14 protein-coding genes and 1 pseudogene are annotated in these 18,438 nt (G+C 61.2%); 4 read left to right on the forward strand and 11 right to left on the reverse strand.

Going from position 1 to position 18,438, the window contains the following annotated elements; translation table 11 throughout:
• Positions 1–18: 18 nt before the first annotated feature.
• The 4 genes from PSH66_RS14070 to PSH66_RS14085 form a co-directional block, all read right to left on the reverse strand.
• Positions 19–567: a hypothetical protein gene (locus tag PSH66_RS14070; protein WP_003173629.1), complete on the reverse strand. Its 549-nt coding sequence runs from the start codon at positions 565–567 to the stop codon at positions 19–21.
• The gene (locus PSH66_RS14075; RefSeq protein ID WP_042945716.1) at positions 564–992 is read right to left on the reverse strand and encodes a hypothetical protein; all 429 of its coding nucleotides are present in this window, start codon (positions 990–992) and stop codon (positions 564–566) included. Before PSH66_RS14075 ends, PSH66_RS14070 begins: the two co-directional genes overlap by 4 nt.
• 351 nt (positions 993–1,343) lie before the next feature.
• The gene (locus PSH66_RS14080) at positions 1,344–2,339 is read right to left on the reverse strand and encodes a FecR family protein (protein WP_305429412.1); all 996 of its coding nucleotides are present in this window, start codon (positions 2,337–2,339) and stop codon (positions 1,344–1,346) included.
• Between the two features lie 115 nt (positions 2,340–2,454).
• Positions 2,455–7,617, reverse strand: a complete 5,163-nt coding sequence (locus PSH66_RS14085) for a dermonecrotic toxin domain-containing protein (protein WP_305429413.1) — start codon at positions 7,615–7,617, stop codon at positions 2,455–2,457.
• Between the two features lie 180 nt (positions 7,618–7,797).
• Here PSH66_RS14085 and PSH66_RS14090 point away from each other — a divergent pair, with 180 nt between their 5' ends.
• Positions 7,798–8,832, forward strand: a complete 1,035-nt coding sequence (locus PSH66_RS14090; protein WP_305429414.1) for an Ldh family oxidoreductase — start codon at positions 7,798–7,800, stop codon at positions 8,830–8,832.
• 59 nt (positions 8,833–8,891) lie between these two features.
• Here PSH66_RS14090 and PSH66_RS14095 read toward each other — a convergent pair whose 3' ends face one another.
• Positions 8,892–9,212 carry a YqjD family protein gene (locus tag PSH66_RS14095; RefSeq protein ID WP_305429416.1) on the reverse strand — a complete coding sequence of 107 codons (321 nt, stop codon included), beginning with the start codon at positions 9,210–9,212 and terminating at the stop codon, positions 8,892–8,894.
• A 163-nt stretch (positions 9,213–9,375) separates the two neighbouring features.
• On the opposite strand from PSH66_RS14095, the gene PSH66_RS14100 reads away from it, so the two are divergent.
• On the forward strand, positions 9,376–9,630 hold the full coding sequence (locus PSH66_RS14100; RefSeq protein WP_003173636.1) for a hypothetical protein: 255 nt from the start codon (positions 9,376–9,378) through the stop codon (positions 9,628–9,630).
• Here PSH66_RS14100 and PSH66_RS14105 read toward each other — a convergent pair.
• The gene (locus PSH66_RS14105) at positions 9,602–10,522 is read right to left on the reverse strand and encodes a LysR family transcriptional regulator (protein WP_141065042.1); all 921 of its coding nucleotides are present in this window, start codon (positions 10,520–10,522) and stop codon (positions 9,602–9,604) included. The genes PSH66_RS14100 and PSH66_RS14105 overlap by 29 nt on opposite strands.
• Before the next feature lie 91 nt (positions 10,523–10,613).
• Between PSH66_RS14105 and PSH66_RS14110 the strand changes: the two genes are divergently transcribed.
• Positions 10,614–11,561 (forward strand): carbon-nitrogen hydrolase family protein, encoded by a 948-nt coding sequence (locus tag PSH66_RS14110; RefSeq protein WP_305429417.1) that lies wholly within the window; start codon positions 10,614–10,616, stop codon positions 11,559–11,561.
• A gap of 168 nt (positions 11,562–11,729) precedes the next feature.
• Here PSH66_RS14110 and PSH66_RS14115 read toward each other — a convergent pair whose 3' ends face one another.
• The 3 genes and pseudogenes from PSH66_RS14115 to PSH66_RS14125 form a co-directional block, all read right to left on the reverse strand.
• Positions 11,730–12,281 carry a GNAT family N-acetyltransferase gene (locus PSH66_RS14115; RefSeq protein ID WP_141063883.1) on the reverse strand — a complete coding sequence of 184 codons (552 nt, stop codon included), beginning with the start codon at positions 12,279–12,281 and terminating at the stop codon, positions 11,730–11,732.
• Positions 12,282–12,286: 5 nt separating this feature from the next.
• Positions 12,287–12,748, reverse strand: a complete 462-nt coding sequence (locus PSH66_RS14120; RefSeq protein WP_078732972.1) for an LEA type 2 family protein — start codon at positions 12,746–12,748, stop codon at positions 12,287–12,289.
• Between the two features lie 13 nt (positions 12,749–12,761).
• Positions 12,762–14,190, reverse strand: a pseudogene (locus tag PSH66_RS14125) (nucleobase:cation symporter-2 family protein).
• Positions 14,191–14,422: 232 nt separating this feature from the next.
• On the opposite strand from PSH66_RS14125, the gene PSH66_RS14130 reads away from it, so the two are divergent.
• Complete coding sequence (locus PSH66_RS14130; protein WP_042944600.1) at positions 14,423–16,048, forward strand: methyl-accepting chemotaxis protein; 1,626 nt, start codon at positions 14,423–14,425, stop codon at positions 16,046–16,048.
• A gap of 88 nt (positions 16,049–16,136) precedes the next feature.
• Here the strand turns inward: PSH66_RS14130 and PSH66_RS14135 are convergent, their stop codons facing one another.
• Positions 16,137–17,114 carry an NAD(P)-dependent oxidoreductase gene (locus PSH66_RS14135; RefSeq protein WP_078824430.1) on the reverse strand — a complete coding sequence of 326 codons (978 nt, stop codon included), beginning with the start codon at positions 17,112–17,114 and terminating at the stop codon, positions 16,137–16,139.
• The gene (locus tag PSH66_RS14140) at positions 17,111–18,403 is read right to left on the reverse strand and encodes an MFS transporter (protein WP_305429422.1); all 1,293 of its coding nucleotides are present in this window, start codon (positions 18,401–18,403) and stop codon (positions 17,111–17,113) included. Before PSH66_RS14140 ends, PSH66_RS14135 begins: the two co-directional genes overlap by 4 nt.
• Positions 18,404–18,438 lie beyond the last annotated feature (35 nt).

Raw genomic sequence — 18,438 nt, forward strand, 5'->3', positions numbered from 1 at the left:
GCGAGTACTACCAAGCGTTTACTTGATAGTGATGCCCAGGGTGTTAGCCACTCGGTTCCCCACCCCGGCACTCTGGTTCACCTGAATCACTCCTCGGCTGCCTGTGAAGGCCTGGTCGCTGGTCACGACAAGGCGGCTGCCAGTGGTGGGGGTGAGCCCTGAGTCGGTCAATTGCGTCGTGTTCTGTTGCAACAGGACGCTGTCATCGATGCTTTGCGGTCCAGGGTTGATACTGATCCGCACGGCGTTGATGGATTGGTTATTGGCCCCGGCGGACTGGTTGATGCCCAGTACGCCGTTGCCGCTGGTAAATGAGGTGCCCTGGATCGCCGCCTTGGCGTTCAGGGACGGGTCGACGCTGCCGTCCATACGCTGAATATTCACGTTGGTGGCTTGACCACCGATGGCGATGGCGCGGCTGTTGGATGTCTGGTTCTGCGTGCCGGCCGCCTGGTTGATCGACAGGACGCCGTCGTACTGTTTACCGCTGTGGCTGATCACGGCGGTGTCGTCGGCCATGACCGGGGCGCTGGTCAGCAAGGCGAGGACGAGCAGGGCACGATTCATGGCTTGCCCCCCATCATGCTGCCGATGTTATTGAGCGGCGCCATGCCGCGCTGGATCGAGTCGCTGATCTGCCCGCCCATGCCGCTGCCACTGCCATGACCGCCGGCCGAGCCGGCCCCCAGGGTCGACAGGCTGCCTTGAGTGGCATGCAGGCCGGTCATGGTGTCGTTGGTCTGAATGACGCGCACGATGCTCGAACCGCTGCTGACGTTGCCGAAATCGCGGTCACTGAGTTCGCCGGTGGCCGCCATGACGTCCTGGCTGGGATTGGCGTTGGCCGTGGTGGGGTAGGGGTCTTTACCGTAGGCGGGGCGGCCGATCATGTGCGCTTGCACATTGCGCCCGGTCACGATCACACCGTCACCGGCAAAGCTCGGCGCACTGATGCCAAGGCTGAGTACACAGCTGGCCAGCAGTCCCTTCATCAAGCCTTGAGTGAATGTGATCACGGCGGTGTTCCTTATGCTCCGCGCTGACCCTAAACAGCGCTGAAAGGGATAGAGCAGGAGCCGTGCCGCTTTTTATTTATCGTTATTATTCAATTGGTTGAAGTAATTGTAGGGCAAAGTGCCGTCACTGCTGTTTCAAGGATGAGACAGTCCTGAATCAAGTACGCAGGTTCGGCCACGCCGCAAGCGATTCATCGGGTTGTATCAATGGCTTAACACTGTATGTGACAAAACCATGAATCCGCGCCGTACAAGCGGTTCAGGGCAGGGCAGTGTTTCAAAAATGGACACAACAGGCGCGAGCAAGCACGGGCACGCCTGGCGACGTCAGCCCTTGGGGGTTTTACGCGGGATGGAATTGAGTACGGGGTTGCCGTCCTGGTTCTGGGTCAGGTAGACCGGCAGTACCTTGGGCAGGGAGGGGACGAGGTTGTTGACCTCGTTGAGGTTGTAGATCCCGCCGATGCGAATCGCGCCGGTGCTGGCGTCAGCCAGCATCACCGGTTTGGCGAGGTAGCGGTTGATCAGCGGCAGGGCATCGGCCAGGGTCAGGTTGTCGAGCACCAGCTTGCCCTGGCGCCAGGCCAGCGCGCCGTCGTCGGGGTTGATCGCCTTCACGCTCGGCGTGGCTTCTCCCGGTTGATAGCTGGCCTGCATGCCAGGCGTCAGCGGCACGCTGCCGTGCACGGGGTCGCTGGAAATCTGTGCCGAGCCTTCGAGCAGCATCACCCGGACCTGGTCCTCGTACGTCCAAACGTTGAACTGGGTGCCGGTCACGCGCACCTGGCCTTCACCCGCCCGCACGATGAACGGATGGGCACTGTCATGGCTGACCTTGAAAAACGCCTCGCCTGTTTTCAGTGTGACCCGGCGCTGGTCCTTGTAGTGGCTGTAGACCAACCGGGTGCCCAGATTGAGTTCGACCTGGCTGCCATCGCCCAGCCTCACCAGGCGCAAGCCATGGGGGGCTTCGAACTGTTCGCAGGAACTGGGCAGCCAACCGGCTTCCCAGCCGGTGAAGGCCGCCACGGGCAAGGCGAGCAGGCCCACGGCTGCGACCATGACATACATTCGCCCCCGGCTATGCGGTTTGAACGGCACCGCAACGCGGGGCGGGTCGCTGCGTGGCAGATAATCTGCAACGTCCCAGATTTCCAGCATCGCAGCGTATTCGAAGGCATGCAGCGGATGGGCATCGTGCCACTGTTCAAAAGCCTTGCGTTCCTGCGTCGTGCAATCACTGGCGTGCAGGCGCATGCACCACTGCGCGGCGGCGTCTGTGATGGTGTCGTATTCGGTTTCTGAGACGGACTTTTCGGTCATTGACGCATCCTGATTTCCCACATTCTAACTCCCACAGGCGGACGGCGAGAACAGCCGTCATGGCGATTGCACATCAATCGGAACTTATTCTCGTTTACCAGGACCTGAAGGCTGCTCACGCTCCCGCATCCAGCGTGCGGCCCAGCTCACTGATCAGGTAGGTCACCGAGTCGGCGTTGGCCAGAATGGTGTCGATGCGTTTGTCGGCGTTGCTCATGAAGATCGAGCGAGCGTCGTCAAGCGAGGTGGCACCGGTGGTACTCAAGACTTTCTTCATTTGCAATTGTGTTGAAGGGCTGTCGCCAAAATCCTCCCACAATTGGGAAACCGCGTCCCATACCTTGAACAGCATCGTCACCGGCGTTGCCAGTGACAGCGCGGTTTCACGTACGTCTTCCAGATCAGTCTTCATCAACGCGGCCCCGGGAATGTCGACGTTGATCAGGTCCGCGAACGGCCGCATGCTGTCCAGGTAAGCCAGGTCTTCGGTCGAGGACCGGATGTGGGTGATCTCATGAATCAACACGGTCGCTCGCGCGTGGGCCGAGAGGTTGAACGGGGCGGTCAGGCGGTTCTGGTATATGTCCATAGGCGGGTCGAAGAAGCGGCCCAGCAAATAGATCTTGTGCTCCTCATCGGTGGGTAGCACGAAAGCGAAACTGTCCTGCGACCTGTAGCGATCGGTGCCACTGACAAAACGTTTTGAGTCGGGGCCGACCAGGGTGGGGTTGATCAACTCATCGAGCACCTCGTCGACCCGCCGCTCGATCCTTTGCACCTGGTCGGCCGTGAGTGTGACGATGCCAAAGAGCTCGCTGAAAAAACGCCCAAGCCGACTGTTGGCATCGCGCAGTGCGGCGAAGTGGACAAGGTTGCGTTTGCAGGTGACCGTGTAATACGTCGCCACGTTGAGTGCTTCATCGATGCATTGCGCCTTCCAGCTGGAGAGCGCAGCAATCTCCCGCATGCCCACCGCCTCGATATTGATCAGTGACCGTACGACCGAGCGTGTGTGACGCCTGCCCGCGTAGCGGCTCAATGTCTTGCCATAGCGTGGGTTATGCCGGTCCAGGTCGAGCGTCCATTCGCCCTGGGCGTTTTGCCGCACGTATGGGCCACGCAGCTCACCTTTGTTCAGGCGCCAGCCATCACCGGTTTTTTTTATCGGGTACACCTTGCCCGCCAACGGCACATAGTTGCGGGTATTGAGCCTGTCTCGGTACATGTGCGGCTGCGTGGTCTTCTCAAGGTCGTCCAGGGCGACATCGTGACTTTCAAAGACTTGCAGTCGAGTACGTTCGGGGTCCGTCACATCCAGCGTGCCCAGCGTGGTGGCCGCCGGCTGCGACGGTTGCAGCCATGGCTCCTGGATCACCGGCTCGGCGGGCGGCTCGGTTTGGGGCAGCAGATCCTCCAGCGCCCCGCGCAGAGTGGCCATCTCGGCGACACCCAGTGCGAACATCTTCAGCGCTTGTTGCCAGTGGTGTTCCTGCAGGTTCTCGGCGGAGGCCTTGAACAGTTTATAGCTGCGCCATACCACCAGCGGGTAGGCCAGTTTTCCGGCCATGAATTGCAAGCCTTTGGGAATGCCCTGAGTCAACAGGCTGGTGACCGCGTCCCAGGCTGACTTGCCCCAGCGGGAGAACTGGCTGGCGAGCATCTTGAGGAGCATTTCGGCGTTGTCTTCGAACAGGCGAGTCAGTAGGTTGCCGGTGATGGGTGACACACCCAGACGTATATCAGAAGGCCCTTTGCCAAAGCGCTGATTCAGCAAATTGCGGTAAGTGGCCTGATGCTCGGTTTGCAACTGTTCCAATACCCAGTCCTGCAGCGCGCCGGGCGTGATGAATTCATTGAGAAGAGCGACTTCGTTCGAATATTCCTTCAATGAATGCGCGGGGCTGTAGGGCGCATACAACACCAGGGGGCCAGGAGCGCCGGACGTTGGCCCGATCAGGTAACAGCCCAACGCCTTGACTTTGGCGGCCCCCTCGGTTGCGATCAGCTCAAGCGGGCGAATGAAGGCTGTGACCCCACGTACGGCGGCGCGCGCCAGGGCATCGGGCATGTCGAAGACTTGCTGGATAAGCCCCCACGCGGATGCCGACAGCCGCTCATCAAGCATGTGTTGATGGGCGTATTGCATGACTTGCCAGGGCAGTTGTCGACAGAATCGCTCACGGCGCTCCCGCGTGGCTGTGGTCTGGCTTTTGAGATGTGTTGTCAACTGCTGCTGAAAGCGCTTTTTCAGGTCCAGCTGTCGAACCAGTTGCATAACGGCATTCCCGTCCAGTGTGGCCGGCAAGGGCGTAGCGGTGCGTGAGCGTGGCCGGATCGCGTCACCGTTCAGCTCAGGCAAGTGCCGCAGGGCGAAATCCGTCAGCGTCTGGATATTGCCCGCTAAATCGATATTTCCAGGGATCAGTACGTTGTCCGGCGTAATGTCCTGCTCAGGAAAACGCGCTTTGAGCAAGCTCGTGAGGGCGCTTTGAGCGCTCTCGCGAATGGATGTGATGCCGTGAAGGTAGTCACGTTCATCCGGTGCGCTGACGCGGTACTGCTCGATCAGCTCGGCCTGCAGGATCTGCTCCCGAGGCGTTGCCATGCCCAGCCAAACCGGCAGTGCCTGCTGGAGGATCATGGCGCGCGCGATTGCGATCGCCCTGGGCAGGTTGGACGGGGGCGCGCGGCGGATCAGGCGGTCCATGCAGTCTTGAAAACGCTGTGCGCTCAATCCCATGGAAAGCACGTGGTCGATCTCGTCACGTGTGAAGTAGCTGTAGGTCTGTTGGCGGTTTTTCAGCAGATCGTCGTCGATACGTTGCAGCGGACCCAGTGAGTATGACTGATGGGGAAGACGCCGCGAGACCGGCACGTTCTCCAGCAGGGGCAGGCGTTCCAGCGGATTTTGCAAACGTCGTTCCAGGGTGTCGAGCAGGACCTTGACTGACGCAAAGGTTTCATAGCCGCAACGCGGCGTCCATAGCAGCGCCGTGCCTGAATGATGGGGGTCGATGCCGCCGCGTTCGGTCAGCACAAAACAGTTGGCCAGGGCTTGGGGGATGGCGTCGAGGCCAAGGTTCAACGTCAAGCCGAAGGCATCCGGTATAAAACCGTTCAGGCCATGCCGGGTCAGCCGGCTCAGGCCGTCGGCGTCCAGAGAGGCGTCCAGCAACGCCAGCGTTGGCCCCGGCAAGCTTCTGGACAATTGTCGCAATCGGACTTCGCCGATCAGTCCTTGCAACAGGCCATGGCTCAGGTGCGTTTGGTTGTTTTCCAGCAGCAGGTGAGGCAGCGTGCGCAGGTCGCTTTGAACAAAGGATTGCATGACCTGCTCGATGATCGCATTGAACGTCGCGGTTGAAAGGCTGTGCAGCATGTGAGCGAGGCCCGCGTCGCGTTTGCCGTAGAACCCGGTGCGTAGAGAGTCTTTCAGTGCTTCGCTTTGCCGCGCCAGGCGCGCGATAAAGTGCTCGACCATACTTGAAGACTTTTGGGGTAGACGGCCTTCTTGTTCTCGCGCTCGGCCGGCATAGGTATTGATATGGATGTCGTCGGCTTTCAGGTTGAGATTTCTCTTGGCCAGCTCGATGTTCAGCGCATGGGCCACCAGCTCGCGCAAGGTGGGATGTTGGCTGCGCTCCATGGCCAGCGCGGCTTCGATCGCTTCCAATCGCCGTAGGTGCAGCTTGGCTTTTTCCGCCTGCACGCTGCTGGGGCGCCCATTGCCGCTGGTGATGGGATGCACCGTCCAGCGCCCGCCGCTTGGTTGCTCCAACAAACGACTGTCCAGCATCATGCGCACGTCCAGGGCACTGTCGAGCAGTGCCGCCAGATCAATGCTGCCCGCACTGCGGCGAAACAGCCCCAGCGCGGAGTCCAGGTTGTCGAACTGCTTGGTGACGACGTCCTCGACCATTTCCAGGAACACATCGTCTGCGACCGGCTGGCCATGGACTTGTATGTGGTCCATGCCGATAAACACGCTGCGTTCGTCCATGGACAGAAAATTGAGCAACTCATCTTCATGACCCGCGGCTTTGAGCATGCTCAACAGGGTGGCGTTGAGGTCCTTGAGGTCCTTCAGTACCTGCAACCCGCGCGATTGGGTATAGAGATAGGTGTGGGAATTGCTCATCATCAGTGTGCCGGCAAGATCGACGTAATGTTGAAAGGGCGAATGTACCCGCACCTTTTCCAGCTTCAACTGACGATCCGGCGTCTCACGCAAGGTCGTGTTGGGCAGCAACGTGGCGCGCAATATCCGGCTTTCGTCGCTGGAGACGATTTCGTCCTGGTGCTTGAACAACAGGTCGGCGCGGAACTTGTCGCTCATGACCCTGGCGAACAGTTGCGCGCGTGACTCACCCCCATTGATGTCTTCGTTCCAGTAGGTCTGCAGCAGGCTGTTCAATAACCGGGAGAGGATCGCGCTGGTTTGTTCCACCACGCTGTCCCAGCGTCGCTGGTCCTCAGCCCGTTGCTGCGGGGTCAAGGTGCTGGGGTCGTAGCCGATATTATCGAAGGTGTGGGTCCGGTCCGTCGGCCAGGCATGCTTGACGTAAAACTGCAGCAGCGTCTCGTTGAGCGGCAGCGAGGCGACCCAGCGAGACCCGTCATCAGTGGGCGTACGGCTGAAAAAGTTAACACGGGTGTCGGCCTGTTTTAGGCCCGGAAAGTAGGAGCGGGCCATGATGTCGAGCAAGATGTGGAGCATGCCATCCAGGGTGGGAAGTTTGCGCAGTTCCTGGAGCATCATCGTTACATTTTTGTATTGTCCGGCCTGGATAGCGCGCTCCTGGTCCAGCATCACTGCACCCTCGATGACCGATGTGCTGAGGCCCAGGTGCTCATCCGCCGGCAGTCCGTCACGCTCTATGATGGACAGAAAGTGCAGTAATTGGCGGCGCTGGTCCGGGTCCCGCAAGCGGGCCTCAATTTCACTGAGCAGGTCGGTGCGGCTGTCGAACAGCTCCAGGCCGCCATAGGGGGTGTAGAGCACGGCTTTTTCAGCATCGGGGGTCGGGCTCATGATAAAGGTGCCGGCCAGTGGCATGACGGGCTTGCCGGGGCGGTTGATCAGCAGCCGTTCGACCCGCATGCAATACCCGTGCAGTGTGCGGTTCTGGCGTGCGGCATCGGTGGCGTAATACAGCGTGTGCAGCCAGTCCAGATCCTTGAGCGCGAACCCCAGCGCACGCTCCCGTGGCGTCGGCTCTTTGCGTTTGATCGGGCGCAGAAATTCATCGAAAAAATACGGCGGGGAGACTTTCGCCATGGTGCACGCTCCATCAATGCGGCGGTTGTGAAGCCTCACGGTAGGTGCCGGTGTGGAATGTGGAGCGGTACATAATTGCGGTGGGCTTCAAGCGCCCGTTGACAGCAGGCCTGTACGGCGTTGTTTAATCGAAGGTCTGGATTGTTGTTGCCTCTTCCAATTATAAAATCGGAGCTACAGATGTCTGCCCAGTCCCCGATAGTTGACAGTACTCGCGCACTCATTGGTTTCAATGAGCTGGTGGCATTGCTCCACACGGTGTTTGTAAAGCACGGCACCTCGCCGGACGTGGCGGCTATCCTCGCGCACAACTGCGCCAGTGCCGAACGCGACGGCGCCCATAGCCACGGTGTCTTTCGCATGCCCGGTTACCTCAGCACGCTGGCCAGCGGCTGGGTCGACGGCAAGGCTGTGCCGGTGGTCACGGATGTAGCATCCGGCTTTGTGCGGGTGGACGCCGCCAACGGTTTCGCCCAGCCGGCCCTGGCGGCGGCCCGTGGGCTGTTGGTGGACAAGGCCCGCAGCGCCGGCATCGCCTTGTTGGCGATTCATAACTCCCATCACTTCGCCGCGCTGTGGCCGGATGTCGAACCCTTTGCCGAAGAAGGCCTGGTGGCACTGAGCGTGGTCAACAGCATGACCTGCGTGGTGCCCCACGGCGCGGATCGGCCATTGTTCGGCACCAACCCGATTGCCTTCGCCGCGCCGCGTGCCGATGGCGCGCCGATTGTGTTCGACCTGGCCACCAGCGCCATTGCCCACGGGGACGTGCAGATCGCGGCGCGCCAGGGCGAGCGCTTGCCGCCGGGGATGGGCGTGGACAGCCTTGGCCAGCCCACCCAGGACCCGAAAGCCGTGCTGGAAGGTGGAGCTTTATTGCCATTCGGTGGGCACAAGGGCTCGGCGTTATCGATGATGGTCGAATTGCTCGCGGCGGCGTTGACCGGCGGCAATTTTTCTTTCGAGTTCAACTGGGCCGACCATCCGGGTGCGCGTACACCCTGGACCGGGCAGTTGTTGATCGTGATCGACCCGAGTAAAACGGCCGGGCAAAGCTTTGCCGAGCGCAGCCAGGAGCTGGTGCGGCAGATGCACGCGGCGGGGTTGCGGCGGTTACCAGGGGATCGACGCCATCGCACACGGGCGACGTCGCTGGAGAAGGGGATTGCGATTGAGGCTGAGGCGTTGGCGCAGTTACACGATTGGGCGGGTTGAAGTTTTAATGGCGTAGTCGTCAACTCCCTACGACGACTACGACAACAGCGGCAAGGGGGTCAGTTACGGCGACCCAGCAACAGGCCCACCACCAAGCCGAAGCCCGCCGAAATCGCCACGGTTTGCCATGGGTGGCCACCGATGTAGGTTTCGGTGGCGTCAACCACCGGCTGGGTGCGTTCGCGCACGCTGGTCACCGAGTCCATGGCCTGCTTGAGCTTCAGCGCCACTTGCTGACGCAGGGTTTCACCTTCTTCGCCGACGAGGTTGGCGCTGCTTTTAAGCAGTTTGTCCGATTCTTCAATCAGCGCGGCGAGTTCGCTGAAGGCTTGATCCTTGATTTGGTCGACGGTGGCTTGGGCAGCGGTTTTGCGGGCCATTGTGTGATTCCTTGCAGGTGAATGTGACAGTGAACAATGGAGTATCGGGCGGTGGCAAAAGTTGCAGTTTTTTTGCCGAAGCGCTTTCGTGGGCGAAATCCGAATCAGGAATTTTCGACCTACAGTGTAAGATGACACCTATTTGTGCAGCAGGTAATTCAACATGAGCTTCAATCTCGCCAACAAGACCCTCGCCGAACGCGCCGAGCTGGAAGATGAAAAGTCCCGCCTCTACGACCTGTGGCAGACCAACCTGGGCAAGGCCAAGGGCGAAGCCGCGCGGTTGTTCGGCGAGCGTGCCAAGCGCAAGGGCAAATGGGCCGAGTGGGTCCGCGCGGAACTCGACGGCATGTCGCCGCCGGAGTTTTCCAACATGGTGCGCAGTGAAGTCAACAAGCTGATGGCGGCGACGAAGTAAACCCGGCCACAATGGCCTCGCGTACTTTCAGCAACATCGGGTCAAGCTGAGTCTGGGTGCGCCAGCCCAACTCCACCGGGTAGCGCGGCAGCGCCAGCGGACAGGGCAACACCCGCAGGCCGGTCATCCCGGCGATGGCCTGCGCCGCATGCCCGGGAATGGTCGCCACCGCCTGGCTGCCCTTGAGCAAAAACGGCAGCGCGGCAAAGTGGCTGGTTGACGCACACACCTGACGGCTCAGCCCTTGCGCCGCCAAGCCCTCGTCGGTGATCCCGATAAACCCGCCTGACGACACCAGCACGTGTTCGCGGGCGACAAACGCCTCCAGGGTGATGGTGTGTTGATCCGGCGCCAGGCTGGCGGGGTCCGCCAGGCAGCGGTAATCACCTTCGCCAAGCACTTGTCGGCTCAAGCGCCCCTGGGCGAAACCGCCGGCGGTAATCGCCAGGTCCAGCGTGCGGTCCAGCAGGGCGCCGGCGACGATCTGGCTGTGGGTCTGGCGGAAGATCACGCGCAGTTTCGGCAGGCGTTGCGCAATTTCCTCCATCAAGCGGCGGCCATAGGCAATCTCGAAATCATCGGACAACCCCAGCACCACCGAACGCCCCTGGTAATGCGGGGTGGTTGGGTCGACCATGGCCAGGCTCTGGCGGCAACGGTCCAGCGCCTCGCTGATCACGGGTTTCAATTGATTGGCTCGCAACGTCGGTGCCAGGCCACGGCCGGTACGCACGAACAAGGGGTCGCCATACACCTCGCGCAGACGCCGCAGGCCCGCGCTGATGGCCGATTGCGTGACGCCCAGGCGCAACGCTGCGCGGCTGGCGCTGGACTCATCGTGCAGGGCTTCGAAGGTTTTCAGCAGGTTCAGGTCGACGTTGGCGATATTCATTTGGTTTATATCATTCAGCACTGAGGTGGGCTTTATTCATGATCGCGACTGACGGGAGAATGGGCAACCCCCCTTATTCGGAGTGACTGTAATGCCTGTTTCTACTGTGGCGGCCCTGCAAATCGGCGCATTGCCGGGCGGCAAGGCCGAAACCCTCGAACAGATCCTGAGTTACGAGGACGCAATCAAACGCAGCGGTGCGCAACTGGTGGTCATGCCCGAAGCGCTGCTGGGCGGCTACCCCAAGGGTGAAGGCTTCGGCACGCAGTTGGGTTATCGCTTGCCGGAAGGTCGCGAAGCCTTTGCCCGTTATTTCGCCAACGCCATCGACGTGCCGGGCGCCGAGACCGAGGCGCTGGCCGGGCTGTCGGCGCGCACCGGCGCCAGCCTGGTACTCGGTGTGATCGAACGCAGTGGCAGCACCTTGTACTGCACGATGCTGTATGTCGAACCTGTGGGCGGCCTGGTGGCCAAGCACCGCAAGTTGATGCCGACCGGCACCGAGCGGCTGATCTGGGGCAAGGGTGACGGCTCCACCTTGCCAGTGATCGATACCGCGGTGGGGCGCATCGGCGGCGCCGTGTGCTGGGAAAACATGATGCCGCTGCTGCGCACCGCGATGTATGCCAAAGGCGTCGAAGTGTGGTGCGCGCCTACCGTGGACGAGCGCGAGATGTGGCAGGTGAGCATGCGCCATGTGGCCCATGAAGGGCGTTGCTTCGTGGTGAGTGCCTGCCAGGTGCAGGCCTCGCCCGAGGCATTGGGGTTGGAGATCGCCAATTGGCCTTCAGACCGCCCGTTGATTGCCGGCGGCAGCGTGATTGTCGGGCCCATGGGCGACATCCTTGCCGGGCCTTTGGTCGGTGAAGCGGGGTTGTTGACGGCGCGGATCGATACCGACGATCTGATCCGCGCGAGGTATGACTATGACGTGGTAGGGCATTACGCCCGGCCGGATGTGTTTGAGCTGACGGTGGATGAGCGCGAAAAGCCGGGTGTGCGATTTATCACTGATGTGGGAGGGGGCTTGCCCCGATGAGCATGGGTATCTACACAACTTCCGGTGAGCGAAAAAAAACTATGGCGAATGGGCTGTTGTGGTGAGCGGGCTTGCCCGCTCACCACAGGGTGAATTATCAGCTTTTAAAAATTGTGTAGATATTCATGCCCCGCTCACCACAGAAAGCCCGCTTTCCACATTGGTTCTTCAGCGTCTGGACGATTGAGATTGCAGCCACTCTTCACGGGTCATTTCCCAGATATCCCGGGGGAACGTGCCTTCGACAAACTCACCTTCATCCGTCTTGATCAAACGCATGCCCGTACGTTCGGAAATCCGCCGTGACCCCAGGTTCGGCGCGGCCTTGGGCACGCGCATCAAGGGGCGTTCAAGCACGCCGAACCAATAGTCGGTCACCGCCGCGCTGGCCTCGGTCATCAAGCCTTGGCCCTGCCATGCCGGCGCGAGCCAGAAGCCTCGGTTGTTATCCACCTCATCCATCAGGCTGACATTGCCGATCAACAGGTCGGGCGCGGTTTTCAGACGGATCGACCAATGCCATTCCTCGCCACGCGCCATGGCGGGCAGGGCGGTGTGTTCCAGATAAGTTCGGGCGCCGTCCGCCGGATAGGGCCAGGGCACCAGCGCGTTGAGGTAACGCACCACCTCCCAGTGGGGAAACTGCTGCTGGATTGCGTCAGCGTCGTCCAGGGTCAGCGGGCGCAGGATCAGTCTTTCAGTTAACAATGTCGGTTGCATGGTGCTCACCAGGTCGCCGTGTTCGGCAAGTCCAGCGTGCCACGGTCGACAAAGCGCATCGTGCCAAACAGACCGCCCGCCAGTTTGCCGCGCAGCACGTAGGGCAGGTTGTTCAAGCTCTGGGTCTGGCTCAGGCCCAGGGTCTGGCGCAACACCGAGAACGCCGAAACGCTCACCGGCACGATCAGCACCGTCTCGGAAAAACGCGGGATGGAGCCGCTCTGATCAGTCACTCCCGACGCCAGCGGCCGACCGTTGACTTCCAAGTCCAGGGCCACGCCGTTGTAGTCGATCGCGGTTTCATTGGGGTTTTGTACCCGCAGTTTTACCGCGAAGCGCACTTCCAGCTCCTGGCTCTGCAGCGGCTCGATGCCCACCACGTTGATGTTGACCGGGTCGCGGTTGGGGAACAGCGCGCAGGCGCTCAAGGTCAGCAGCAACAGCGATAGAACCATGAGCCTGCGCATATACAAGGTGCTCCTATTGGGTGACGTCCGGGTCCTGCATGACTTTGAGGGTAGAAGATTCCGGATCGAATTCATCTTCTTGCAGCTCTATGAACGCTTCCGGCAGGAAAATGTTCAGCACGATTGCACAGAACGCACCCACGGTGATCGGCGACTCGAAGATGTTGCGCAGCGCCTTGGGCAAGTCGCGCAACACCTCGGGCACGGCGGCCACGCCCAGGCCCATGCCGAGGGAAATCGCCACGATCAGCACATTGCGCCGATGCAGCCCGGCTTCGGCGAGGATCTTGATGCCGGCCACGGCCACCGTGCCGAACATGATCAGGGTTGCGCCGCCCAGCACCGGCTTGGGCATCAGTTGCAACACTGCGCCGATCATCGGGAACAGGCCCAGCAGCACCAAGAGCCCGGCAATAAAGTACGCCACATAACGGCTGGCCACGCCGGTCAGTTGGATCACGCCGTTGTTCTGGGCGAAGGTCACCATCGGCAGGCTGTTGAAGGTGGCCGCCATCGCCGAGTTGAGACCGTCGGCCAGCAGCCCGGACTTGATGCGCTTGATGTACAGCGGGCCCTTGACCGGCTGTTGGGAAATCATCGAGTTGGCGGTCAGATCACCGGCCGCTTCCAACGGCGAAATCAGGAAGATCACCGCCACCGGGATAAACGCCACCCAGTCGAACGAGAAACCGTACTTGAACGGCACCGGCACACTGATCAACGGCACCTGGGGCAATGCCGTCATGTCCACGCGGCCCAGCCACCAGGCCACCACAAAGCCCAGGGTCAGGCCGATCACGATCGAACCCAGGCGCAGGAACGCGTTGTTGAAGCGGTTGAGTACCACAATGGTGAGCAGCACCAGCCCTGCCAGGCCCATATTGCCGGCCGCGCCGAGGTCGCTGGCGCCGAAGCCGCCGGCCATGTCGGTGACCGCTACTTTGATCAACGACAAGCCCATCAGGGTGATGATGGTGCCGGTCACTACCGGGGTGATCAGTTTGCGCAGCTTGCCGATGAACTGGCTGAGCACCACTTCGATAAACGCCGCGAAAAAGCACACGCCGAATATCGTCGAGAGGATCTCATCGGTGCCACCGCCCCGGGCCTTGACCATGAAGCCCGCGCTGAGGATCACGCTGATAAACGAAAAACTGGTGCCTTGCAGGCACAGCAACCCTGAGCCGATCGGGCCGAAGGTGCGCGCTTGCACAAAGGTGCCGAGCCCCGACACGAACAGCGCCATGCTCACCAGGTACGGCACTTCGCTTTCCAGGCCGAGCACGCCACCGACGATCAACGTGGGGGTGATGATCCCGACAAAACTGGCCAGCACGTGCTGTAACGCGGCAAACATCGCCGCGCTGAAGTGCGGGCGGTCTTCAAGGCCGTAGATCAGGTCGGATTTATAGCGCGGGCGGGGGGGCTTGAGCGTCAGACAAAGTAAGGGCTCGGGTCGGAAAATGGAGCCGCAGGATGCCAGAAACCGTCTATCGTCAAAAGTGTAAAAAAATATTTATGAATAGCCTGCATAAAACCCATGACCCCGCCGATAGCTCTTATAGGCCCACCGATCAATTACAACAGTGGTGACCAAGGTCTGAGCGGTGCGTTGACACCGATTGGCCGTTTCGCGGCAAGGATGCACGCAACATTACTTCTGAGAGCTCTCTTATGTCACTTCGCCATCTCAATATTGCCCCTCGCGCTTCTCTCGGCTTCGCATTTATTGCGTTGTTAGTCGTTGTACTGGGCGTGTTTGCGGTCAACCGCATGACGCTGATTCGCGAGGCATCGGTGGCGATGAGCGCCAACCAACTGCCCAGCGTGACGCACCTGGGCACGATGATGGAGAACGTGCTGCGCATGCGCATCCTGTCGTTTCGCGTATTGGTCAACCGCGAACCGGCCGGGCTGCAGGAGGCTGAAACCCGCATTGGTGTGCTGACCGACAAGGTGAAGACCGCCCAGGCGGCTTACGCCAAGCTGCCTGCCGGGCAGGAGGAAGCGGCGCTGTTCAAGGTCTTCGGCGTCACTCTGGAGAATTACTTGAAGGCTCAGGCCGATATGCTCGCCCTGTCCAGGCAAGGCAAGGTCGATGAGATGCGTGCGCTGATCAACAGCCGCATCAAGGAAGGCACCGATCAGATGGGCGAGCAGTTGAACAAGCTGATCGCCATCAACGCGGCCGACGCCAAGTCGTCGGACGCCGAAGCTGGCCATGGTTACGAGAGCGCGATCACCGGCGTGATCATCGTATCGGTGGCCGCCGCGTTGCTCACCGTACTGCTGGCCTGGTTGCTGACGCGCAGCATCGTCACGCCGTTGCGCAAAGCGGTGGCAGTGGCCGAAACCATCGCCGGTGGCAACCTCAGCAAAGTCATTGAAGACGATGGCAAGGATGAACCCGCGCGCTTGATCGGTGCCCTGGCCGCGATGCAAGCCAACCTGCGCCAGACCATCCGGCACATTGCCGGTTCGGCCACGCAGCTGGCCTCCGCCGCCGAAGAGCTGAGCGCGGTCACCGAAGAAGCCTCCAAAGGCTTGCAGCAACAGAACAATGAAATCGACCAGGCCGCCACGGCGGTTAACGAAATGACGGCGGCGGTGGAAGAAGTGGCGCGTAACGCAGTGTCCACCTCCGAGGCGTCCGGACAATCCAACCAGGCGGCGCGCGAAGGGCGTGACCGGGTGATGGAGACTGTCGGCGCGATCCAGACCATGACTCAGGACGTGCAGAACACCGCCGCGATGATCGAAGGCCTGGCCACACAAGGGCGTGACATCGGCAAGGTGCTTGACGTGATCCGCGCGATCGCCGAGCAGACCAACCTGCTGGCGCTCAACGCGGCCATCGAAGCCGCCCGTGCCGGTGAGGCCGGGCGCGGTTTTGCGGTGGTGGCGGACGAGGTGCGCGCCCTGGCTCACCGTACCGCCCAGTCGACCCAGGAGATCGAGAAAATGGTCGCCGGCATTCAGAACGGCACCGGCGAGGCTGTGCAATCCATGCAACAGAGCAACCAACGCACCCATAACACCCTGGAAATGGCGCGTGCCGCGGGTGTGGCGCTGGAACAGATCACGCAGTCGATCAGCCTGATCAACGAGCGCAACCTGGTGATCGCCAGCGCTTCGGAGGAACAGGCCCAGGTGTCCCGCGAAGTGGACCGCAACCTGGTCAACATTCGTGACCTGGCCACCCAGTCGGCGGCGGGTGCCAACCAGACCAGTTCGGCCAGCCATGAGCTGTCGCGTTTGGCGGTGGATTTGAATGCGATGGTGGCCAAGTTTGTAATCTGATCCACTTTGCAAGCAATCCAACTGTGGGAGGAGGCAAGTCGAATCGTCGCACCGCCCCTCCCACATGGGTTTTGGGGTGTGTCAGGGGTTATTGCTTCCAGGCCCCTGGATTCACGAGGTTTTTCGGCTTTTGCCCCGCCAACGCCGCCAGCAGATTATCCACCGCACACCGGGCCATCGCCTCCCGTGTCTCATGCGTCGCCGAACCGATATGCGGCGTCGCCACCACATTGTTCAACCGTAACAACGGCGAGTCGTGATTCAACGGTTCGCGCTCGAACACATCCAAACCCGCCGCGCGAATCGTGCGCTGGCGCAGCGCCTCGACCAGTGCCGCTTCATCCACCACCTTGCCCCGCGAGATATTGATAAAGATCGTTTCGGGGCCCATCAGCGCGAATTCTTCAGCGCCAATCAGCTTTTCGGTTTCAGCCGTGAGCGGCAGGGTCAGGCAGACGAAATCGGCCTCCTTGAGCAAGTCTTGCAGGTTGCGGTACTGCGCGCCAAAGCGCTCTTCGACCCGAGGCTTGGGCGAATGGCTGTGGTAGATCACCGGCATGCCGAAACCGAAGTGCCCGCGCTGGGCCAGGGCTTCACCGATGCGGCCCATGCCGATGATGCCCAGGGTCTTGCCGTGCACGTCGCTGCCGAAGTGCGCCGGGCCGATGTTCTTGTGCCATTGGCCGGCGCGCACCATGTCGGCCAGCTCGACCACACGCCGGGCGGCGGCCAGGATCAGCGCAAAACCGGTGTCGGCGGTGGTTTCGGTGAGCACATCGGGCGTGTTGCTGAGCAGGATGCGGCGCTCGGTCAGGTAATCGATGTCGTAGTTGTCGACGCCCACCGATACGCTGGCTACCGCTTCAAGGTGGGGCGCCAGGTCGAGCAACCGGGCATCCAGGCGCAGGCTGGCGCCCAGCAGGCCATGGGCGCCGGGCAGGGCGTCGCGCAGCTTGGCCAGGCCGGCGTCATCCAGCGCGTCGATCAGCGTGACCTCGGCGTGTTCATGCAGGCGAGCCATCAGTGGCGCGGAGAGTTTCTTGTACAACACGACGGATTTTTTCATGAGGTCTTTACCTTCAACGCCAGAGTGGGCACCGGCGAGCGGTCGCTGGCGCCGGGCTTGAGGAAAATCGTCAGCACCACCGACAGCATCAACGCGCCGCTCATCAGCAGGTACGACGCGCCGGGCGAACCGGTGCTGCTATTGAGGTAACCCACCAGGTACGAGCCGCCGAACGAGCCGAGCGCGCCCATGCTGTTGATCAGCGCCATGGCGCCACCGGCGACGTTGGCCGGCAGGATTTCCGGCACGATCGCAAAGAACGGACCGTACGGCGCATACATGCATGCCCCGGCAATTACCAACAGGGTGTAGGACCACCAGAAGTGTTCGGCGCCGAGCAGGTAGGACGCATAGAAGGCTATCGAGGCGATCAGCAGCGGCGGCCACACAAAGCGTTTACGCTTTTGCAGCTTGTCCGACCCCCAACTCACCACCAGCATGGCGATGACCGCCGCAAGGTAGGGCAGCGCCGAGAGCCAGCCGGCTTCGACCATGTCCATCTTCAAACCGGCCTTGAGGATCGATGGCAGCCACAGCACAAAGCCGTACACGCCGATGCTCCAGCAGAAGAACTGCAGCGCCAGGATGATCACCTTGGGCGAGCGAAACGCTTCGCCGTAGTTTTTCACCGCCTTGATCCCCACCTGCTCGGCGGCGAGGGCGCTTTCCAGTGAGTGTTTTTCGCCGTCGCTCAGCCACTTGGCATCCTTGGGACGCTCGTCGGCCAGGCGCCACCAGATAAACGCCCACAGCACCGCCGGCAAGCCTTCGATGATAAACATCCAGCGCCAGCTGTAATGCTGCACCAGATAACCCGAGACCACCGACATCCAGAGCATGGTCACCGGGTTGCCGAGGATCAGGAAGGTGTTGGCGCGCGAACGTTCGGCGCGGGTGAACCAGTGGCACAGGTACACCAGCATCGCCGGCATCACCGCGGCTTCGACCACGCCGAGCATGAAGCGGATGGCGATCAGCATATAGGCGTTGGACACCACGCCGGTCAGGGTGGCGAGGCTGCCCCAGAGGATCAGGCTGACGAAGATCAGCTTCTTGACGCTACGTTTCTGCGCGTAGATCGCCCCCGGTACCTGGAAGAAAAAGTAGCCGAGGAAAAACAGCGCGCCGAGCAGCGAGGACATGCCCGGCGTGATCATCAGGTCTTCGGCCATTCCGGAAGCGGCGGCGAAGCCGTAGTTGGCGCGGTCCAGGTAGGCCAGGCTGTAGGTGATGAAGACGATGGGCATGATGTACCACCAACGGCGGGTGGCGAGTTTCACGGTGTCCATAAGGTTGCTCCTGAGCTTGTTGTAGTTGTGGCAAC

The sequence above is a fragment of the Pseudomonas sp. FP597 genome (assembly GCF_030687435.1).
GTDB lineage: Bacteria > Pseudomonadota > Gammaproteobacteria > Pseudomonadales > Pseudomonadaceae > Aquipseudomonas > Aquipseudomonas lactucae.